This window comes from Salinibacter sp. (assembly GCF_036626415.1).
Lineage (GTDB): Bacteria > Bacteroidota > Rhodothermia > Rhodothermales > Salinibacteraceae > Salinibacter.
In genome coordinates this window covers 32,546-49,803 of sequence record NZ_JAZKRW010000005.1, presented here as the reverse complement: position 1 = coordinate 49,803, position 17,258 = coordinate 32,546, and the positions used below count along the sequence as shown (strand labels likewise).

Genomic DNA, 17,258 nt, shown 5'->3' with positions numbered 1-17,258 from the left:
CTGGGGCGCGACGCGAGCATCTGGCACCACTGCACCCTCCGGGGGGACGTGCACTGGATTCGCGTGGGGGCCGAGACCAACGTGCAGGACCACACGGTCGTCCACGTCACGCACGGCACGGCCCCGACCGACATCGGGGCGCGGGTCACAATTGGGCACGGGGCCATTGTACACGGGTGTACGGTCCAGAATGAGGTGCTGGTGGGGATGGGCGCCACCATCCTGGACCACGCCGTGATTGGCCGCCACAGCATCGTGGGGGCCCAGGCGCTCGTGACGAAGGGCACCCGGGTGCCGCCCCGGTCGCTCGTCTTGGGCCAGCCCGCTGAGGTGGTGCGGTCGCTCACCGACGAAGAGGTGGCGGGCATTCGGGACGGCGCCGACAACTATCTGCGCTACAGTGCCGTCCACGCCGGCACGGAGGCCCCGTCCGAAAATCCATGGTACGATTCGGCCTTGTCGTAGAAGAATTACGGCGGGGTTGCATCGACGGGGACCCCCTCCGGACGCATGCCATTCCCCGGGTGCTTCCCTCTCGTCCTTCTGTCGAGCGTCCCAAATCCATGCGTTCCACCCTGCTTCTTCTGGCCGTGTCGGTTGTGCTCGGAGGATGCTCCGCGATCACGATCGATGAGGAGACGGTTTTCCAACCCAAGCCGTCGGTCACGCCCGAAACGTTTTCGGTCGACGACGTTGACCTTTCGGTCCGCAACATTCCGGTCACGGACAGTGCTTCCGTCAATGCCTGGCACCTCACGCAGACCGACGCCGAGACGACTGTGCTCTTTTTCGGGGGCAACGGGTTTTATCTCGTCCAGTCGCAGGGGTATCTGCGGGCCCTGACGCGCCCCCCGGTGAACGCGTTTCTCTGGGACTACCGGGGGTACGGACGGAGCGACGGGACGCCCAGTGCTGCGGCCGTCCGCAACGACGCGCTTGCGGTCTACGACTCTCTGGTCGCGCGTCCGGAGGTCTCGCCGGACGAACTTCTGGTCTGGGGGCATTCGCTGGGCAGCTTCCTCGCCACGCACGTCGCGTCCGAACGCACAGTGGGGGGCGTCGTGCTCGAAAACCCGGCCACCAACGTCGACGACTGGAAGAGCTACCTCTTTCCGTGGTACGTCCGGCTCTTCCTCGGCGTTGAGGTGGATCCGGCCCTGCAGCAGGACGACAACCTGGAGCGGGTTCGGTCCCTGGAGGTGCCCCTACTCGTCGTGGGCGGGAGTGAGGATCAGGTGACGAACCCGGCCATGGCCCGGCGCCTGCACGCCGAGGCGGCGAGCGAGAACCGCCGGCTCGTCATCGTAGACGGAGGGGGCCACAATGACCTTTATGAGGACCCGGACGTGCGGGCGGCGTATCGCGCCCTGGTCGAGGACGTTACGACGGGCGTTCCGGTGTCGTCCACCCCGTAAATCGAGACAATCGGGGGAGAGAAGTGTTAGGTCTCGTCCTCGGGGGACGAGGGCAGTTTCTCGGACGAGGACCGCCAGAACGTGTTGAGCCCGCTAAGGGCAAGGATGCCACCGCCCACCGCCGTTCCGGCGATGGGGAGGGGCAGGCCCACCGCAATTCCGGCCACGAGCCCCTTCCCAATGGCCACCCCTAGGCCGTCCGCGCCGGAGCGACGTTGAATCATGCCGACGCCGAGGCCCGCCACGCTGAACCCGACGATTGCCACGAGGGCCGTGGAGAGGCCGAGGGTCATCGCGTTCTCCGAAAACAGAAGCCAGTCGAGCCCCAGAATGAGCGCCCCACTGGCGGGCTGGAGAATGGTCGAGGAGCCGTCCGTGTCCGACATGCTTGAGGGGCGGCAGGGGACGCGTTACAGAATGTACTGGCTGAGGTCGCGGCTCGAGGCGATCGAGCTGAGGCGGTCCCGCACCCTGTCGGCATCGATGACGACCTTGGAGCCGGGCGAGATTTCTTCGGGGACGTCGAAGAGCAAGTCCTCCAGAAGCGTCGTCAGAACGGTGTGGAGGCGCCGCGCGCCGATGTTTTCCACGTCGGCGTTCACCTCGGCGGCGATCCGAGCGAGCTCACTCACCCCTTCCTTCTCAAATTCGATGGTTACATTTTCGGAGCGAAAGAGGGCGCGGTACTGCTTGACGAGCGCGTTTTTTGGCTTGGTGAGGATCTCGTAGAAGTCGTCCTCGTCGAGGTTGTTGAGCTCCACCCGGATCGGAAACCGACCCTGCAGCTCGGGAATGAGGTCGCTCGGCTTGGCGGCGTGGAAGGCCCCGCTGGCAATAAAGAGGATGTGGTCGGTCTCCACCATGCCGTGCTTGGTGGTCACGGTCGAGCCTTCCACGATGGGAAGGAGGTCTCGCTGCACGCCCTGCCGCGATACGCCGGCGCCCTGGCCGCCCTCGTCGCGGGTGCGGGTGCCGGAGGCGACCTTGTCAATCTCGTCAACGAACACGATGCCGGCCTGCTGCACCCGCTCCAAAGCGTCCTCCTTCACCTGATCCATGTCGATCAGTTTCTGGGCCTCCTCCTGGGTGAGAATTTCGCGGGCCTCCTCCACAGTCACGCGCCGTGTCTTTTGGCTTTGTCCGCCCCCGAGGTTGCCGAAGAGCTCCTCTAGGTTGACGCCCATCTCCTCCATGCCCATGGGGCCGAACATCTGCATCATCGACTGCGAGTCGGACGTCACTTCGATCTCGATCTCCCGGTCGTCGAGGTCGCCCCGCTGGAGCTTGTCCCGAAATTTCTGGCGGGTTCGTTGCCGGAGGCTCGTGTCGTCGCCCTCGGGCCCCGTCTCGTCGGTCTCACGGACCGTGAAGCCCGGTTCGTCGGAGGCTCCATCGCCGGATTGGGACTGTCGGTCGTCTTCCGGCGGGATGAGAATGTCCAGGATGCGCTCCTCGGCCAGCTCCTGCGCCCGGTCTTGAACCGCCTCCTTGTGCTCTTTCTCGACCATGTTCACCGCGATGTCGGTGAGGTCGCGGATCATGCTGTCCACGTCGCGCCCCACGTAGCCGACCTCTGTAAACTTGGAGGCCTCCACCTTGATGAATGGCGCCCGGGCGAGGCGGGCCAGACGGCGGGCGATTTCTGTTTTGCCCACGCCGGTGGGCCCAATCATAATGATGTTGTTCGGCATGATTTCGTCCCGCATCTCTTCCGGCGCGTTTTGACGGCGCCAGCGGTTGCGGAGGGCAATGGCGACGTTCTTCTTCGCGTCGTCCTGCCCGATGATGTACTTGTCAAGCTCCTCGACGATCTGGCGAGGCGTGAGGTCTTCAACGTGCTGGGTGACGTCAGGCATACAGGGGCGGAATCAGCAGTGATCGAAAGGGTGCAAAGGGCGTGGCGCAGGGCTACTCTTCGGCGTTCGCGCGGGACGTCGACTCTTCCTCAGCTTCGTGGGTGACACTGGAGGCCGGGGCGGTGGGGGATTGGACGGCCCCATCCATGTCGTAGGCATCGCCGGTCGCGTCTTCGTCGCCGTCCGGACCGGTGGACGCATCGGCGGCGTCCGAGGGAGCAGTTGCGTCTGAAGAAGACGCGCGGTCGGCCGTTTGGGGAAGGTCTTGAACGTCGGGGTGGTCGTCGTTGACGATGAGGACCGTATAGTTGTACGGGTATCCGTTTCGTTTTTCTAGGCGGGCAGCCCCGGCGGCCTCCAGATCGCTCACGAGGGACTTGGGGTCCGCGTCCGGCCCCATAAGGTCGGAGAGTTTGCGCAGCAGGGGGGTCAGGTAGACCTCGTCGTACTGCCCAAAGTGCTCCTCCGTAATCTTGATGGCCCGGCGGGCCGCAGGGTTGTCGAGCGAGTGAAGCTGCTGCGGGGGCGGCGTGTCGGGCGTTTGGGCCTGGGTGTAGGCGGCGCCGCTCGTGGGGGTGTTCGCCAGTAGGTCCTCTCGCGACTCTTGACTGAGGAGGTTGCGGGCATCGAGGTAGCGACTGTCCTCGGCAAACGAGGGCGTGTCCGCAGTTTGTGGGGGATTGACGGCGGCCACCAAGGGGCGACAGCCCTGCTCCCGAATCCAGCGGACGAGGGGCAGGTACGGGCGATTCCCCGTGACGAGAACCACGGTTTGAAGGTCCGACCGCCGCGTGAGTAGCTGCGTGACATCCAGCGTGAGTCGCACCTCAGAGGAATTGTCTTGCAGGCCTGCAGGTACGTGGACCGGGTGGATGCCTTCCCGATGCAGGGCCGAGGGGACCTGTGCATCCTCATCGTCGAGGAGCGAGTCGAAAGTGCCGTACGCACGACCGTAGATGGTGGGCGTGTCGTCGCCTTCTTCGAGATACCGACGGACTTCTTCAAAAATCTCCTCCGCGTATGCGCTGGCCGAGCGGTCCCGCTCGCTCTGAGACTGCAGGATGGTGTACAGGTTGTCGTAGTCGACAAACATGGCGGCTTGCCGGGGCGCGCCGCCATCGGTCAGAGGCTCGTGGGACATAACTGATTTATGTATGAGGACAATTTATGGGACCATGATGGGGGTTCGGAGACGACCAATCATCAATACGGTCTCCGAAGACAGAAAGAGAGTGGTGGCAGAATTAAGAAGCCTCCGCTTCGATGTCCAAAATGGTGCGTTCGTGATTCGTGTAGATGCAAATGTCTGCCGCGATGGAGAGTCCGTTTTCGACGATGTCACGAGCCGTGAGTCCCTCCGCGTTCTGAAGGAGTGCGCGACTTGCGGCGAGGGCAAACGAGCCGCCGGACCCAATCGCGACGAGGTCGTCGTCGGGCTCGATCACGTCGCCGGCCCCGCTGATGAGAAGCAGCTCACCGGGGGAGGCCACTGCCAGCAAGGCTTCGAGGCGGCGGAGGTACTTGTCGGTGCGCCACTCTTTTGCTAGCTCCACGGCCGCCCTCTTTACGTTGCCCCCGTACTCCTGCAGCTTTTCTTCAAAGCGTTCAAACAAGGTAAACGCATCGGCGGTCGACCCGGCGAAGCCAGCCAGAATGTCTCCATCGTACAGGGATCGAACCTTCTCGGCCTTGTGCTTAACGACCGTCTCGTTCATGGTGGCTTGGCCGTCCGAGCCAAGGGCAATTTGCCCGTCGTGGCGGACGCCAAGGACGGTCGTTCCGTGTGGGGAGTCGGTGTCGGCGGTCATATACGAGGGGGAAATCGGGGTGCGGCGGGTCAGTGAGAGGGCCTCGGGACAACATCTCTGAGCAGGAGGCGTGCTAGGCCCCGGACCGGATCCAAACGTCGAACCGCTCGGCCGGTTGGGGGGAGTCGTTTTCCTCCGCTCACACAGTGCGCTCTGAAAAGACTGTACGACCCACGCCGGAGGCAGTTCGAGTCTGGCCGGCCAGATCGGCACACAGGACGGTTTTCGCCAAACTTTAGACGGCGTGTCCCGGAGCGCAGTGCACGGGACGTGGCAAACCGCCCGGCCTTGGGGGGCAGCGTCAGCGAGCGGGTGGGGACTCCAGGGTGCGTTGCTCCGAAGTGGGCTCCTGAAGAATGACAACTGCGTGGCTAATCTCGTACAGCGACACGGCGGGACGGAGAAAGATGGCAAGTTCACTCCGGCCGGCCGGGGCGGTCACGGAGTCGACAGTGCCAATGCGACGGCCTGGAGGAAAGATGCCACTGTGGCCGCTCGTGACGACCTGCTGGCCCACCTCGACAGGCTCGGTCTCCACGACGTGATCGAGTTGAAGGCGGTCGAGGTGCTCGCCGTCCCACCGCACGATTCCTTCGGCACGGAGGGGCAGGACCGTGCCGGGCACCCGGAAGTCCGTGTTGAGAAATGGCATGACCCGCGCGTAGTGCTCGTTCGTCATCACGACGGTGCCCACAATGCCCCGTTCGTGGACCACCGGCATGCCTTTTTCCACCCCGTCGGCGGCGCCAACATTGAGGACGAGGACGTTGTCCTTCTGAAAGATGTCTTTCGTGACGATGCGAGCGGGACGGAGGGCGGCGTCGCTCGTATCGGTGAGGTTGAGCAGGCGCCGTAGCTCTTCGTTTCGCTGACGTACGGCACGAGTGCGGGCAACCTGGCTGGAGAGTTGAATGTTTTCGCGCCGCAGCTCATTGTTGCGCTCGAGGACCCGGAGATAGCGACCCATCCAGGCGAAGGTGCCTTCGACCTGGGCGGTCCAACTCATCGCCTGCGCCCGCACAGTGCGCACGAGGGGCTGGTTTTGGGTGAGCATGAGGGCCGCCGCCACCAGCAGTACGGCGCCCAGAAGGAGCCAGTCGGTGGGCCGGTTCTGAGACGCCATGAGAAGAACAAACACCTCGGGTCCGGGGAAGGGCCGACGAAATGCCTTGTGGTCTCAGGTCAGAACGCGCTCGTAGTTCTCTAGGTTTTCGAGGACCTCACCGGTGCCCCGTACCACGGCCTTCAGCGGGTCCTCGGCCACGTACACGGGGAGCTCCACACGGTCTCGGAGCATCTGGTCGATGCCTTCGAGCAGGGCGCCCCCACCGGTCATCATGATGCCCCGCTCCAGCACATCCGCCCCCAGCTCCGGAGGAGTGCGCTCAAGGGTGCGGAGCACAGCGGCACTGATCTGTTCGAGGTTGTCGTGGAGCGCCTCCCGCACATTGACCGACGAGATGGTGCGCACCTTGGGAATGCCGCTGACGAGGTCGCGCCCTTTCACCGACAGCTCGAGCTCTGTGTCGAGATCGATTGCACTTCCCACCTCGCACTTGATGCGTTCGGCGGTGCGGGAGCCAATCAACAGGTTGTGATTGCGCTTGAAGTACTGCACGATTGCCTTGTCGAGCTCGGCCCCCCCGACCCGGAGCGACTCATCGAGCACGATGCCGGAGAGGGCGATGACGGCGATCTCGGTGGTCCCGCCGCCAATGTCCACGACCATGTTGCCCACGGCCTCCTGGATGTCGAGCCCGATCCCGATTGCCGCCGCCATGGGCTCGGAGACGAGGTTTACCTTGCGGGCCCCGGCGTGCTCGGCGGAATCGCGTACGGCGCGCTTCTCCACCTCCGTAATGCCGCTCGGCACGCACACAACCATGCTCCGGATGGAGGTGAGCCAGTTGTTTTTGACCTTCCGGAGGAGCCCCTGAATCATTTCTTCGGCGACCTTGAAGTCGGCAATCACCCCGTCCCGCAGCGGCCAGATCGTCTCGATGTCCTGGTGGGTGCGTTCGTGCATCTGGAGGGCCTCGTGGCCGATTTCGCGCACCTCGTTGGTGTCGGTGTCCACCACGACGATGCTCGGCTCATTGAGGACGATGCCCTCGCCGCGAATGTAGACGAGGGTGTTCGCCGTCCCGAGGTCGATGGCGACGTCCTGAGAGAAGTTGAAAAACATCGATCGTGCTGTACGGATGGGGGCCGAGGACGGTCGAAGGACGTGGCGTGGACAGGCCCGGCCGGGTGAGGAGGCGGTGGGGGGGAGAAGTTCAGAAGAATGCCTGCAACGCGTGAGGCGTCGGGGACGGGGTGGGTCGGCCGCCGCGGGGCAAGTCTAATGCCGAAAGTGGCGTCGGCCGGTCAAGATCATGGCCACGTCGTGGGCGTCGGCGGCCTGGGTCACCTCGTCGTCCCGGATCGAGCCGCCGGGCTGGATGGCTGCGCGGGCCCCTTCGTCGGCGGCCGCCACCAGTCCGTCGGCGAACGGGAAGAAGGCATCTGACGCTACCACGGAACCGGTGAGGTCAAGTTCCGACTTCTGGGCCTTGAACACCGCGAGCTCGGAGGCGTCGATGCGGCTCATCTGGCCGGCGCCGACACCGAGGGTTGCCCGGTCACGGGCATACACGATCGCGTTGCTCTTGACGTGCTTCACCACCCGCCAGGCAAAGTCAAGGTCGGCGCGCTCGTCGTCCGTGGGGGGGCGAGCGGTGGGGACCTCCCACTCTTCCGGGGGGGACGACGTGGAGGGAATCACAGGGTCGCGCGTCTGGGCCAGCACTCCGCCCAGAACGGACCGCACGTCCAGCCGATCGGTGGCCCGTGCGCCCTGCTTGGCACGGACCACGCGGCGCCGGTCTTGTTGTGTAAGCACGTCCAGCACCCCGGGGTCGAACTCAGGCGCAATGACGATCTCGGTAAAGATTTCGTCGATCGCCTCTGCGGTGGCTCGGTCGAGGGCCTGGTTCACGACCACGATGCCGCCGTACGGAGACTGGGTGTCGGTGGCGAAGGCCTGGTGCCACGCCTCCTCGAGGGAGTCGGCGGTGGCGACGCCGCAGGGATTGGTGTGCTTGAGGATGGCACAGGTCGGCCCCGCGTCGCGAAATTCGTCGATGAGCGCGAGGGCACTGCTCATGTCGAGCAGGTTGTTGTAGGAGAGGTCCCGGCCGTGCAGCTTCTCGTAGAAGTCAGAAGGGTCCCCATAGAGCGCGCCCTCTTGGTGCGGGTTTTCGCCGTAGCGAAGAGACTGGGCACGGGGCAGTGAGACGGCGTAGGTGGGTTGGAGGGCAGCGTCGTCCTCTCCATCCGTCCCAGTGTGCTGGGAGAGATGGGCGTCAATGTCGTGGTCGTAGGCGGCCGTATGGGCGAAGGCGGCCTCGGCGAGGCTCCGGCGGGTGGGGGCAGAGAGGTGGCCCTCGTTCTGCGCCAGCTCATTGGCGACGGCGTCGTACTGGTCCGGCGCCGAGACCGCGCCGACGTCGAAGTGGTTTTTGGCGGCGGCGCGAAGCATTGTCGGGCCGCCGATGTCGACGTATTCCATGACCGTGTCCGGGGCCGTGTCGGGATCCTGGACCGCTTTGGAGAAGGGATAGAGATTGCCGATCACGAGGTCGATGGGGGCGTAGTCATGCTCCTCTAACGCCGCCATGTCCTCCTCGCGGGAGCGGCGGGCGAGGATGCCGGCGTGGAGGGCCGGGTGGAGGGTCTTGACGCGGCCCTCCAGCACCTCGGGCACGCCCGTTACGTCGGCAACGTTGGTGACCGCAATCCCGGCCTGGCGGAGCGTCTCGGCCGTTCCGCCCGTGGAGATGAGCTCGATGTCGAGGGTGCGGAGGCGCCGGGCGAAGTCGACGATGCCGGTTTTGTCGTAGACGGAGAGGAGGGCGCGGCGGACGGGCGACGGGGCGTTGGTGGGCATGTGGGGGTTAGTCCGAGTCTGTAGGAGAGCGGCGGGGGGCGGCATCTTCGATTCGAATGGTGCGGCCGTCTTGGTGAACCCGATCTTCCGCGAAGAGGCGCAGGGCCTCCGGATACAACTGGTGCTCGACCTCACGTACACGATCGGCGAGGGCATCGGGGGTGTCGTCGGCGTAAACCGGCACCGGTTCTTGCAGGACGATGGGACCGTGGTCGTATTCCTCGTCGACGAGGTGCACGGTGGCACCCGTCCAGTGGACGCCATACTCGAGCACGGCGCGGTGGACGTGCATCCCGTACATGCCCTGCCCGCCAAATGCCGGGAGGAGGGCCGGGTGAATGTTTGTCATGGAGCCACGGTAGGCCTCGACCACGGTCGGGGGAATCTTCTGCATGTAGCCCGCGAGCGCGACAAAGGTAACGTCGTAGGCCCTCAAGGCGTCGAGCAGGGCGTGGCCGAAGGACGCGGCGGTGTCGAACGAGGCGGGGGCGATTACCTCCGTTGGCACGTTGTGGTGCTTCGCACGAGAAAGGGCTCCGGCGTCCGGGGTATTGCTCACACAGCATACCGCCTCGGCGGGGAGCGTGCCTGCATCGATGGCGTCCAAAATGGCCTGAAAGTTGGTCCCTTCCCCAGAGGCAAAGACGGCAAGACGCATCGATGGGTGGACGTTTGGGCGGGCGAGTATTCACCACACCAGGCAAGATGCGGATGGGATACAGCAAATGCCAGCCGCCTCCCGGCAAATTTGCTGTGAGATCATCTGCACGGCCCTTGGGAAAAGCCGTGTTCACGACCGAAAATGTCGTAGAAAAACGTGCCTGGGCCCACGGCATGGCTCTGCCCATACGCTGGTTCGTCGGGGGCAGTCCGCAACTGGCGGACCAAGACATCCCTTGCCTTGGATTCCTCTGCCGGATGCATGGGGCATGCAGCGACAGGGCTCCGCACAGGGAGGCTGGGCCTTCCGCCGCGCCCTCCCTAGAGGGTTTGTCGGAGGAACGCGGAGGGCTCCGAGAGCGAATCGAACAGCAGGTCGGGGTCGTGCTGTGACAGGTCGGCCCGTCCGTAGCGGCCGGTGCAGACCGCCACGGCCCGCGCACCGGCCGCTCGGGCGCACTCAATATCGTGGGCCGTGTCGCCGACGACCACGGCATGCTCGGTGGGCTGAAAGGCATGGCCCGTGTGGTCGGCGGCCCGTTGTGTGGCCAGTTCTGGCAATCGGTTGCGCTCTGCGTGGTCGCTGCCGAAAGCCCCGACGGGAAAATACTGGTCCAGGCCGTGCGCGGAGAGCTTCTCGTACGCGATGGGCTCGACGTTTCCCGTGACCAACCCAAGGCACACGTCGGGCCGGGCATGCAGCTCGGCCAGCAGCTCGGCAACCCCCGGCAGTACCTCCACGTCCGCCGGCGTGAGGACGTTCTGCATCGTCTCCACGTACGTTGCAATCACGTCTTCGATCACCGCGTCGGTCGCGGAAAGGCCGTTGTGCGTCAGCACCGCCTCGACGATGGCCGGGTCTGTGCGACCGGAAAACGTCACGCCGTCCACGGAGATGGGCTGTTCCATGAGCGATGCGAGGGCTTCGTTGACGGCCTCACGGCCGCGTCCGTTCACCCGAACGAGCGTGCCGTCGATGTCGAACAGAAGAAGCGTCATCGGTTGCAGAAGATCGGGAGCGAGAACGATGGGCAAACCACTGTCGCACGTACTGCTCGCGGCAGTTGGGGGATCCCGCCATGGGTTTGGAAGAATTCAGCAACACCGACACACGTACGGCTATTGTCGGAGTGCGCTCGAACCTCGTCCTCTCGTGGAGCATTAGAAAGGCCAGTTTTGCCATCGACTGTCGCCACGTCCTGACGGTCGACGCCCGGCACCGACGCGCCGTTTCTCTTGTCAGTCTGCATCGCCCCGCATGTCCATCCCCGACGCCGCCCCGGACGACAACGCGCTGTACCTCATCGACGCGATGTCGCTGGCCTACCGGGCGCATTACATCTTCATCAGCAGGCCTCTCATTAACTCCAAGGGCCAAAATACCTCTGCGGCGTACGGGTTCACCAACTCCCTGCTCAAGTTGATCGAGGACCACTCCATTGAGCACGCCGCCGTGGTGTTCGACGAGGGGGAGGAGGACACCTTTCGGAAAGAGATGTACGACGACTACAAGGCCAACCGGGATCCGCCGCCGGAGGAACTGCTGGAAAACATTCCCTACATCAAGGAGATCGTACAGGGGCTCGACATTCCGGTCCTGGAGGTGCCGGGCGTGGAGGCCGACGACGTGATCGGCGCGCTCGCGAAGCAGGCGGAGGCCGACGATGCAGACGTCGTGATCGTGTCGCCCGACAAGGACTTCAAGCAGCTCCTTAGCGACAAGGTCTCGATCTACAAGCCCGCCAAAGGGGACCAGGACTTTGAAATCAAGACCGGAGACACCTTCCGGGACGAGTATGGCCTCGATCCCGCCCAATTCGTCGACATGCTGGCCCTGATGGGCGACAGCAGTGACAACGTGCCGGGCGTGTACGGCATCGGCGAGAAGACGGCTCAAAAGCTGTTGCGGGAGTATCACTCCGTGGAAAATCTGATTGACCACGCCGATGAGCTAAGCGGCAAGCGGGCGCGGGAGGGAATGCAAGAGCACGCCGAAGAGGCGCGCCTGAGCAAGCGCCTCGTTCGCATCCGGACCGACCTCGACGTGGGGCTCGACTGGCACCAGCTCCAGCGGCGCGAGCTGGACGAAGAGAGGCTCACGGCCGTCTTCCAAGAGCTGGAGTTCGACTCCTTCGGTGACCGTCTTGGCATCGAAGGAGGGAGTGTCGCCGAAGAGGAGACGGACGAGGAGGACCCGGACCTCGCGTTTGACTTTGGCCCCTACGAGAAGGTTCAAGAACTCGACTCCGAAGCCGTCGACTACGAGGTCGTGGAGACGGACGACGAGCTCCGCGACTTTGCCGACCGGCTGTCTGAGCAGACCCGCTACGCGTTCGACGCGGAGGCAACCTCCCGGGACCCGATGACGGCGGACCTCGTGGGCCTGTCCTTCAGCCAAGAGGCCGAGACGGCCACGTACGTCCCGACCCCGCTCCCCGACGACACCCCGACCAACACGGTCCTCGACGTCCTCCGGCCGGTGCTGGAGCGTGACACCGAGAAGCTCGGGCACAACCTGAAGTACGACCTGCTCCTGCTCAAGCAGCACGGCGTTGAGGTCCGCGGGGCGCTCTTCGACACGATGGTGGCCCACTACCTCGTGGCCCCCGAAGAGAACCACAACCTGGATGACGTGGCGCGGTCGGTGCTCAACTACAAGATGGTCCCCATTGCGGACCTGATTGGGGACGACACCGACCGGGACTCGATGCGCGAGGTCGACGTGGAGACGGCCGCGCCCTACGCCTGCGAGGACGCCGACATTTCGTACCGTCTGGCGGACGAGTTGGAGGGGCGCCTGGAAGAGGGAAATGTGCTTGACGTGGCCCACGACATTGAGTTTCCGCTCGTCCACGTGCTCGCCGCGATGGAGCACACCGGCATTCGGCTCGATACGAACGTGCTCGATGAGATCTCGCAGGGGTTGGAAGAGCGCCTCGGCGCGATCGAAGACGAAGTGTTTGAGCTGGCCGGAGAGGAATTCAACATCAACTCGACCCAGCAGCTTGGGGAGATCCTGTTCGAGAAGCTCGACCTTCCGGTCGTCTCCAAGACGCCGACCGGCAAACCATCGACCAAAGAAAGCGTCCTTCAAGAGCTCTCGACCGAGCACGAGATCCCAGGGCTCGTCCTGGACTGGCGCTCGACCTACAAGCTGAAGAGTACGTACCTCGACAGCCTCGGCGAGCTCGTCCACCCCGAGACGGGGCGCCTTCACACCAGCTTCAACCAGACCCGCACCGCCACGGGGCGCCTCTCCTCGAGCGACCCGAACCTTCAGAACATCCCCATTCGGACCGAGATGGGCCGCCAAATCCGGCGCGCCTTCGTCCCGAAGAACGGGTGGCAGCTTCTGTCTGCCGACTACGCGCAGATTGAGCTCCGCATTCTCGCGTCCATGAGCGGCGACGAAGCCATGCAGGCGACCTTCCGGGAGGGCGGCGACATCCACACGGACGCCGCGGCGCGGGTGTACGGCATCGCCCCCGAGGACGTGACGTCCGAGCAGCGCAGCAAGGCGAAGGAGGTGAACTACGGCATTCCCTACGGCATCTCGCCGTGGGGCCTCGCCCAGCGAATGCGAATGCCGGTCGACGAGGCACAGGACATCATCAAACAATACCGCAAATCGTACCCGGGCGTCTCGCAGCTCCTGAACGAGCTGGTGGAGAAGGCCCAGGACAAGGGCTACGCGGAGACGCTTCTGGGGCGCCGTCGCTACCTGCCCAACATCGACAGCTCGAACAGCAACACCCGCAGCGCCGCCGAGCGGGTGGCCGTCAACATGCCCATCCAGGGGACCCAGGCGGACATGATCAAGATTGCGATGAACCGCATCCACGAGCACCTGGCCCAAGGCGACTGGGCAACGCAGATGTTGCTGCAGGTGCACGACGAGCTCGTCTTCGAGGTGCCGCCGGACGAACTGGACGCCGCGCAGGCCATGATCGACGATGAGATGCGCGACGCCCTGCCGCTCGACGACGTGCCGGTGCTTGTCGACATGGACACCGGGGCCAACTGGCTCGAAGCACATTAAAGTACTGCGTAGTGCGTAGACCGGATTCGCGTTTGTCAGGTTTGCCTACGCAACACGAAATACGCAATCCGCAATCTTCCTCGGCGCTCAAGCACACCACTCACGGCTTAGCTTCATCGTATGACCGAAACCATCTCTGCCCCGCCCCGCGATCTTCCCGCCGCCGTCGAGTTTCAGGAGGCGTCGGACGGCATCGAGTGCTACCGCCTCCCCAAGAATGGGCTTCGTGTTCTCTTGCTCCCGCAGGACGGGGCGCCGGTGGCGACGTCGATGGTAACGTATCACGTGGGCAGCCGAAACGAGCGGACCGGCCACACCGGCGCGACCCACATGCTGGAGCACCTCATGTTCAAGGGCACCGAGCGGTACCACAAGCGGCAGGGCACCTCGATTTTCGAGACGCTCCAGGCCGTGGGGGCGAAGGTGAACGCGTCCACCTGGCTCGACCGCACCAACTACTACGAGATGCTCCCCACCGAGCACCTGCCGCTTGCCCTCGACATCGAGGCCGATCGGATGCGGGGGGCATTGATCGACACCGAGGACGTGGAGGACGAGCGCACCGTTATCCTGAACGAGCGGGACCGGAACCAGAATGATCCGGTGTCGCGCCTGTTCGACGAGGTATGGGGGGCCGCCTTCGTGGCGCATCCCTACCACCACCCCACGATTGGGTGGAAAAGCGACATCGAGCGCATGACCCCGGACGGGCTGCGGGAGTACTACGACACCTTCTACTGGCCCAACAACGCGACGCTCTCGATCGTGGGGCAGTTCGATCGCGGCGAGACGCTGGCCGAGGTGACCGAGCACTTTGGGGAGATCGGCACGGCCCCGCGCGAGATCCCGCAGGTCACCACCGAGGAGCCAGAGCAGTCGGGGCCCCGCCGCGTGACGGTCCGCCAGGATGGCCAGCTGGGGGCAGTTCTTATGGGGTTCAAGTCGCCCCCGGCCCTCGAGGCCGACTCGGATGTGCTCGACGTCGTGGCTCGCATCCTGGCGTCGGGGAAGGGCAGTCGCCTCTTCCAGCGCTGCACCGACCGGGGCCTAACCAGCGACGTCTTCGGCATCAACTTCCGTCTCCGCGACCCCGGGCTTTTCTCGGTGTTTGCGTACCTCGCCCCCGACCAGGACCACCCGACGGTCGAAGACGCCATCCACGAGACGATCGAGGACCTGCAGGAAAATGGCGTCACTCAGGAGGAGCTCGACCGCGCCCGCAGCCAGCTCCGCGCCCAGATCGCGTTCGACCGCGACGGCCCGATGCGCGTCGCCTCGCAGCTCAACGAAGCCCTCGCGGCGGGCGACTGGAAGCTGTATACCCAGTACCTCGATCGCCTCGACGACGTAACGGTAGACGATGTCCAGCGCGTCGCCCAGACGTACCTGCGCCCCGACCGGCTAACCGTCGGTCGGTACGTGCCCACCTCTTGACGCTCGCTCTCGTCCGGGCGTCCTCGGGTGAAGAGTCCGGCTCCGTTTCCCCATCCGTCGCCCTCACGAACGCCAATCGTATATGTCTGATTCCTCTTCTCCGACCCACTCCAGCCCCGCGCTTGCGCCGCAGATTCAAGACCGGACGGCGGGGCCCGGGCGGCTCCTGACGCTCCGCACGTCGGTGGACGACGTCGTGTCCTTTCGGGGCTCGTTCGTGACGAACCCCGACCTCGCCGCCGGGGATGCGCTCCGACAGCAGCTTACGGTGTCACTGCTCGACAAGGGCACGGAGCACCGCGACCGGTTCGAGCTGGCCCGCGTGCTGGAGGCGTGTGGGGCGAAGCTGGATCTGTCGAGCGACGGCCTGTTCGTGGAGATGTCCGGCCGGGCGCTGGTGGACGACCTTCCGCGCGTGATGGCGGTTGCGGCGGAGATGCTGCGGGCCCCGGCGTTCGACCCCGAAGAGTTTCGGAAGGCCCGGGCCCAGGTGGCCGCCGACCTGCAGCGCCGGATGGAAAAGACGTCGGCGCAGGCCTCCACGGCCCTCTCGCAGCGTCTCTTCCCCGAGGGGCACCCCAACTTCTCCCCCCTCCCCGAGACGGTCCTGGAGTGGCTGGAGGGCCTCACGGTGCAGGACGTGCGGGACTACCACGAGGCCCACTTCGGGTCCACCGAGTGGACCCTCGCCGTGGTCGGGGACCTTCAGCACGACGAGGTCGCCTCGGTCGTGGGGGAGACGTTCTCGGGGTGGGCGCCCCACGACGCCCCGGCCGTCCACGACACCGACGCAGCGTCGACGGATGTCGGCCGCACCGCCGTCCCAATGCCCGACAAATCGAACGTGGACGTGCGCCTGGGCCACACCGTCCCCATCCGGCGGGACCACAACGACTATCCCGCCTTGTACGTGGGCAACTACATCCTCGGGGGCAATTTTGCGGCGCGCCTCATGTCCACCGTTCGCGACGAGATGGGACTCACCTACAGCATCCGGTCGAGCCTGTCCGGGGTGAGCACCCGCCACGTCGGGTCGTGGCAGACGAGCGTCACCCTCAGCCACGATGCCGTGGACGAGGGCATCGCGGCGACGAGGGACGTCATCCGCGAGTTCGTGGCGGAAGGGGCGACGGCGGAAGAGCTCGACGCAAAAAAGACGACCATCACCGGCTCGTACTCCGTCGGCCTGGCCACCACCGAACGCCTCGCCCAGTCGATACTCACCAACGCCGAGCGGGGCTTCGACGTCTCCTACCTCGACACCTTTCCGGAGGAGATCCGGGCGCTTACGTTGGACGAGGTGAACGCCGCCGTGCAGGACTACCTCGATCCAGAATCGATACAGGAGGCGCTCGCAGGCACCCGGCCGCGCTCCATGGAGGCCGCGGCGGCGTAGAGGGACACGGCTACGACTCGTCCGCTTCGTCCCGGATGATTGAGAGCCGTTCTTCGGGAGAGAGGGGAGACTCCTTCGGCATGATGAAGGCCAGGGCGAAGTAGCCGAGCACGAAGGGGCCGCCGGACCCGATGACCCCGACGACGAACGCGATGCGAACGAGGGTGGGGTCCAGATTCAGGTACTCCGCGATGCCGCCGCACACGCCCATCAGCTTTTTGTCCGTGCGGGAGCGCGTTAGTTTTTTCTTGTCAGACTTCTCTGGCTCCTCCACCACCTTGGTCTGACCGGTTTCCGCCTCCACGGCCTTTTTCTTGGCAGAGTCGTCCTCCGCCCCGTCCGATGATCGCCACGTGAGAAGGCCGAACCCGAGCAGTATGACCCCGATTCCGACCAACCAGGGCAGAATCAGGCTGGAAAAGGCCATCCCCGTCCACGCCCCGAGCTCGCTCAGCAGATAAATGGTCCCGGCGAGGATGAGGGTCAGGCCCGTAACGGTGGGCAGGGTGAAAAGGCTCGCCCCGTCCGCCTCATCGTCCTCGAAATACAGGGCATCGAGCTCCTCCTCAGAAATGTCGTCAAGGTCGAGCGTGGTTTCCCCGACCTCCAAGGGCGACGGTTGCTCAAACGATTCGTCGGTTGTGTCCGAGGATCGTTGGGACCGGGAGCGTTCACGAGGTGACATGGCGGAAGAGCGGGTGTGTGGAAGAGGGAGTAGGCGT

General features: G+C 64.8%; 15 protein-coding genes. 5 read left to right on the top strand and 10 right to left on the bottom strand.

Annotation, left to right across the window (positions count from 1 at the left end):
- Positions 1-465, top strand: a 465-nt coding sequence (locus V5A20_RS01610; protein ID WP_332314717.1) for a gamma carbonic anhydrase family protein, incomplete at its 5' end; no start/stop codon positions are given.
- A 98-nt stretch (positions 466-563) separates the two neighbouring features.
- Positions 564-1,415, top strand: coding sequence for an alpha/beta hydrolase (locus tag V5A20_RS01605; protein ID WP_332326585.1), 852 nt, complete (start codon positions 564-566; stop codon positions 1,413-1,415).
- A 26-nt stretch (positions 1,416-1,441) separates the two neighbouring features.
- Here the strand turns inward: V5A20_RS01605 and V5A20_RS01600 are convergent, their stop codons facing one another.
- The 9 genes from V5A20_RS01600 to V5A20_RS01560 form a co-directional block, all read right to left on the bottom strand.
- Positions 1,442-1,801, bottom strand: a complete 360-nt coding sequence (locus V5A20_RS01600; RefSeq protein ID WP_332314719.1) for a phosphoribosylaminoimidazole carboxylase — start codon at positions 1,799-1,801, stop codon at positions 1,442-1,444.
- Positions 1,802-1,825: 24 nt separating this feature from the next.
- Positions 1,826-3,271 carry an ATP-dependent protease ATPase subunit HslU gene (gene hslU, locus V5A20_RS01595; protein WP_332314720.1) on the bottom strand — a complete coding sequence of 482 codons (1,446 nt, stop codon included), beginning with the start codon at positions 3,269-3,271 and terminating at the stop codon, positions 1,826-1,828.
- 52 nt (positions 3,272-3,323) lie between these two features.
- Positions 3,324-4,412: an NYN domain-containing protein gene (locus V5A20_RS01590; protein WP_332314721.1), complete on the bottom strand. Its 1,089-nt coding sequence runs from the start codon at positions 4,410-4,412 to the stop codon at positions 3,324-3,326.
- A gap of 103 nt (positions 4,413-4,515) precedes the next feature.
- Positions 4,516-5,079 carry an ATP-dependent protease subunit HslV gene (gene hslV / locus V5A20_RS01585; protein WP_332314722.1) on the bottom strand — a complete coding sequence of 188 codons (564 nt, stop codon included), beginning with the start codon at positions 5,077-5,079 and terminating at the stop codon, positions 4,516-4,518.
- A gap of 301 nt (positions 5,080-5,380) precedes the next feature.
- The gene (gene mreC, locus V5A20_RS01580) at positions 5,381-6,202 is read right to left on the bottom strand and encodes a rod shape-determining protein MreC (protein WP_332326584.1); all 822 of its coding nucleotides are present in this window, start codon (positions 6,200-6,202) and stop codon (positions 5,381-5,383) included.
- A 54-nt stretch (positions 6,203-6,256) separates the two neighbouring features.
- Positions 6,257-7,264, bottom strand: a complete 1,008-nt coding sequence (locus V5A20_RS01575) for a rod shape-determining protein (RefSeq protein ID WP_332314724.1) — start codon at positions 7,262-7,264, stop codon at positions 6,257-6,259.
- A gap of 156 nt (positions 7,265-7,420) precedes the next feature.
- Positions 7,421-9,007 carry a bifunctional phosphoribosylaminoimidazolecarboxamide formyltransferase/IMP cyclohydrolase gene (gene purH / locus V5A20_RS01570; RefSeq protein WP_332326583.1) on the bottom strand — a complete coding sequence of 529 codons (1,587 nt, stop codon included), beginning with the start codon at positions 9,005-9,007 and terminating at the stop codon, positions 7,421-7,423.
- A gap of 7 nt (positions 9,008-9,014) precedes the next feature.
- Positions 9,015-9,665, bottom strand: coding sequence for a phosphoribosylglycinamide formyltransferase (gene purN / locus V5A20_RS01565; protein WP_332314726.1), 651 nt, complete (start codon positions 9,663-9,665; stop codon positions 9,015-9,017).
- Positions 9,666-9,988: 323 nt separating this feature from the next.
- Positions 9,989-10,666 (bottom strand): HAD hydrolase-like protein, encoded by a 678-nt coding sequence (locus V5A20_RS01560; protein WP_332314727.1) that lies wholly within the window; start codon positions 10,664-10,666, stop codon positions 9,989-9,991.
- Between the two features lie 259 nt (positions 10,667-10,925).
- Here V5A20_RS01560 and polA point away from each other — a divergent pair, with 259 nt between their 5' ends.
- From polA to V5A20_RS01545, 3 genes are all read left to right on the top strand, one after another.
- Positions 10,926-13,706, top strand: coding sequence for a DNA polymerase I (polA, locus tag V5A20_RS01555; protein ID WP_332326582.1), 2,781 nt, complete (start codon positions 10,926-10,928; stop codon positions 13,704-13,706).
- A gap of 120 nt (positions 13,707-13,826) precedes the next feature.
- The gene (locus V5A20_RS01550; RefSeq protein ID WP_332326581.1) at positions 13,827-15,140 is read left to right on the top strand and encodes a M16 family metallopeptidase; all 1,314 of its coding nucleotides are present in this window, start codon (positions 13,827-13,829) and stop codon (positions 15,138-15,140) included.
- Positions 15,141-15,222: 82 nt separating this feature from the next.
- Positions 15,223-16,536, top strand: a complete 1,314-nt coding sequence (locus tag V5A20_RS01545) for a M16 family metallopeptidase (protein ID WP_332314730.1) — start codon at positions 15,223-15,225, stop codon at positions 16,534-16,536.
- A gap of 10 nt (positions 16,537-16,546) precedes the next feature.
- On the opposite strand, the gene V5A20_RS01540 is transcribed toward V5A20_RS01545, so the two are convergent.
- Complete coding sequence (locus tag V5A20_RS01540; RefSeq protein WP_332314731.1) at positions 16,547-17,221, bottom strand: PspC domain-containing protein; 675 nt, start codon at positions 17,219-17,221, stop codon at positions 16,547-16,549.
- Positions 17,222-17,258: the final 37 nt, after the last annotated feature.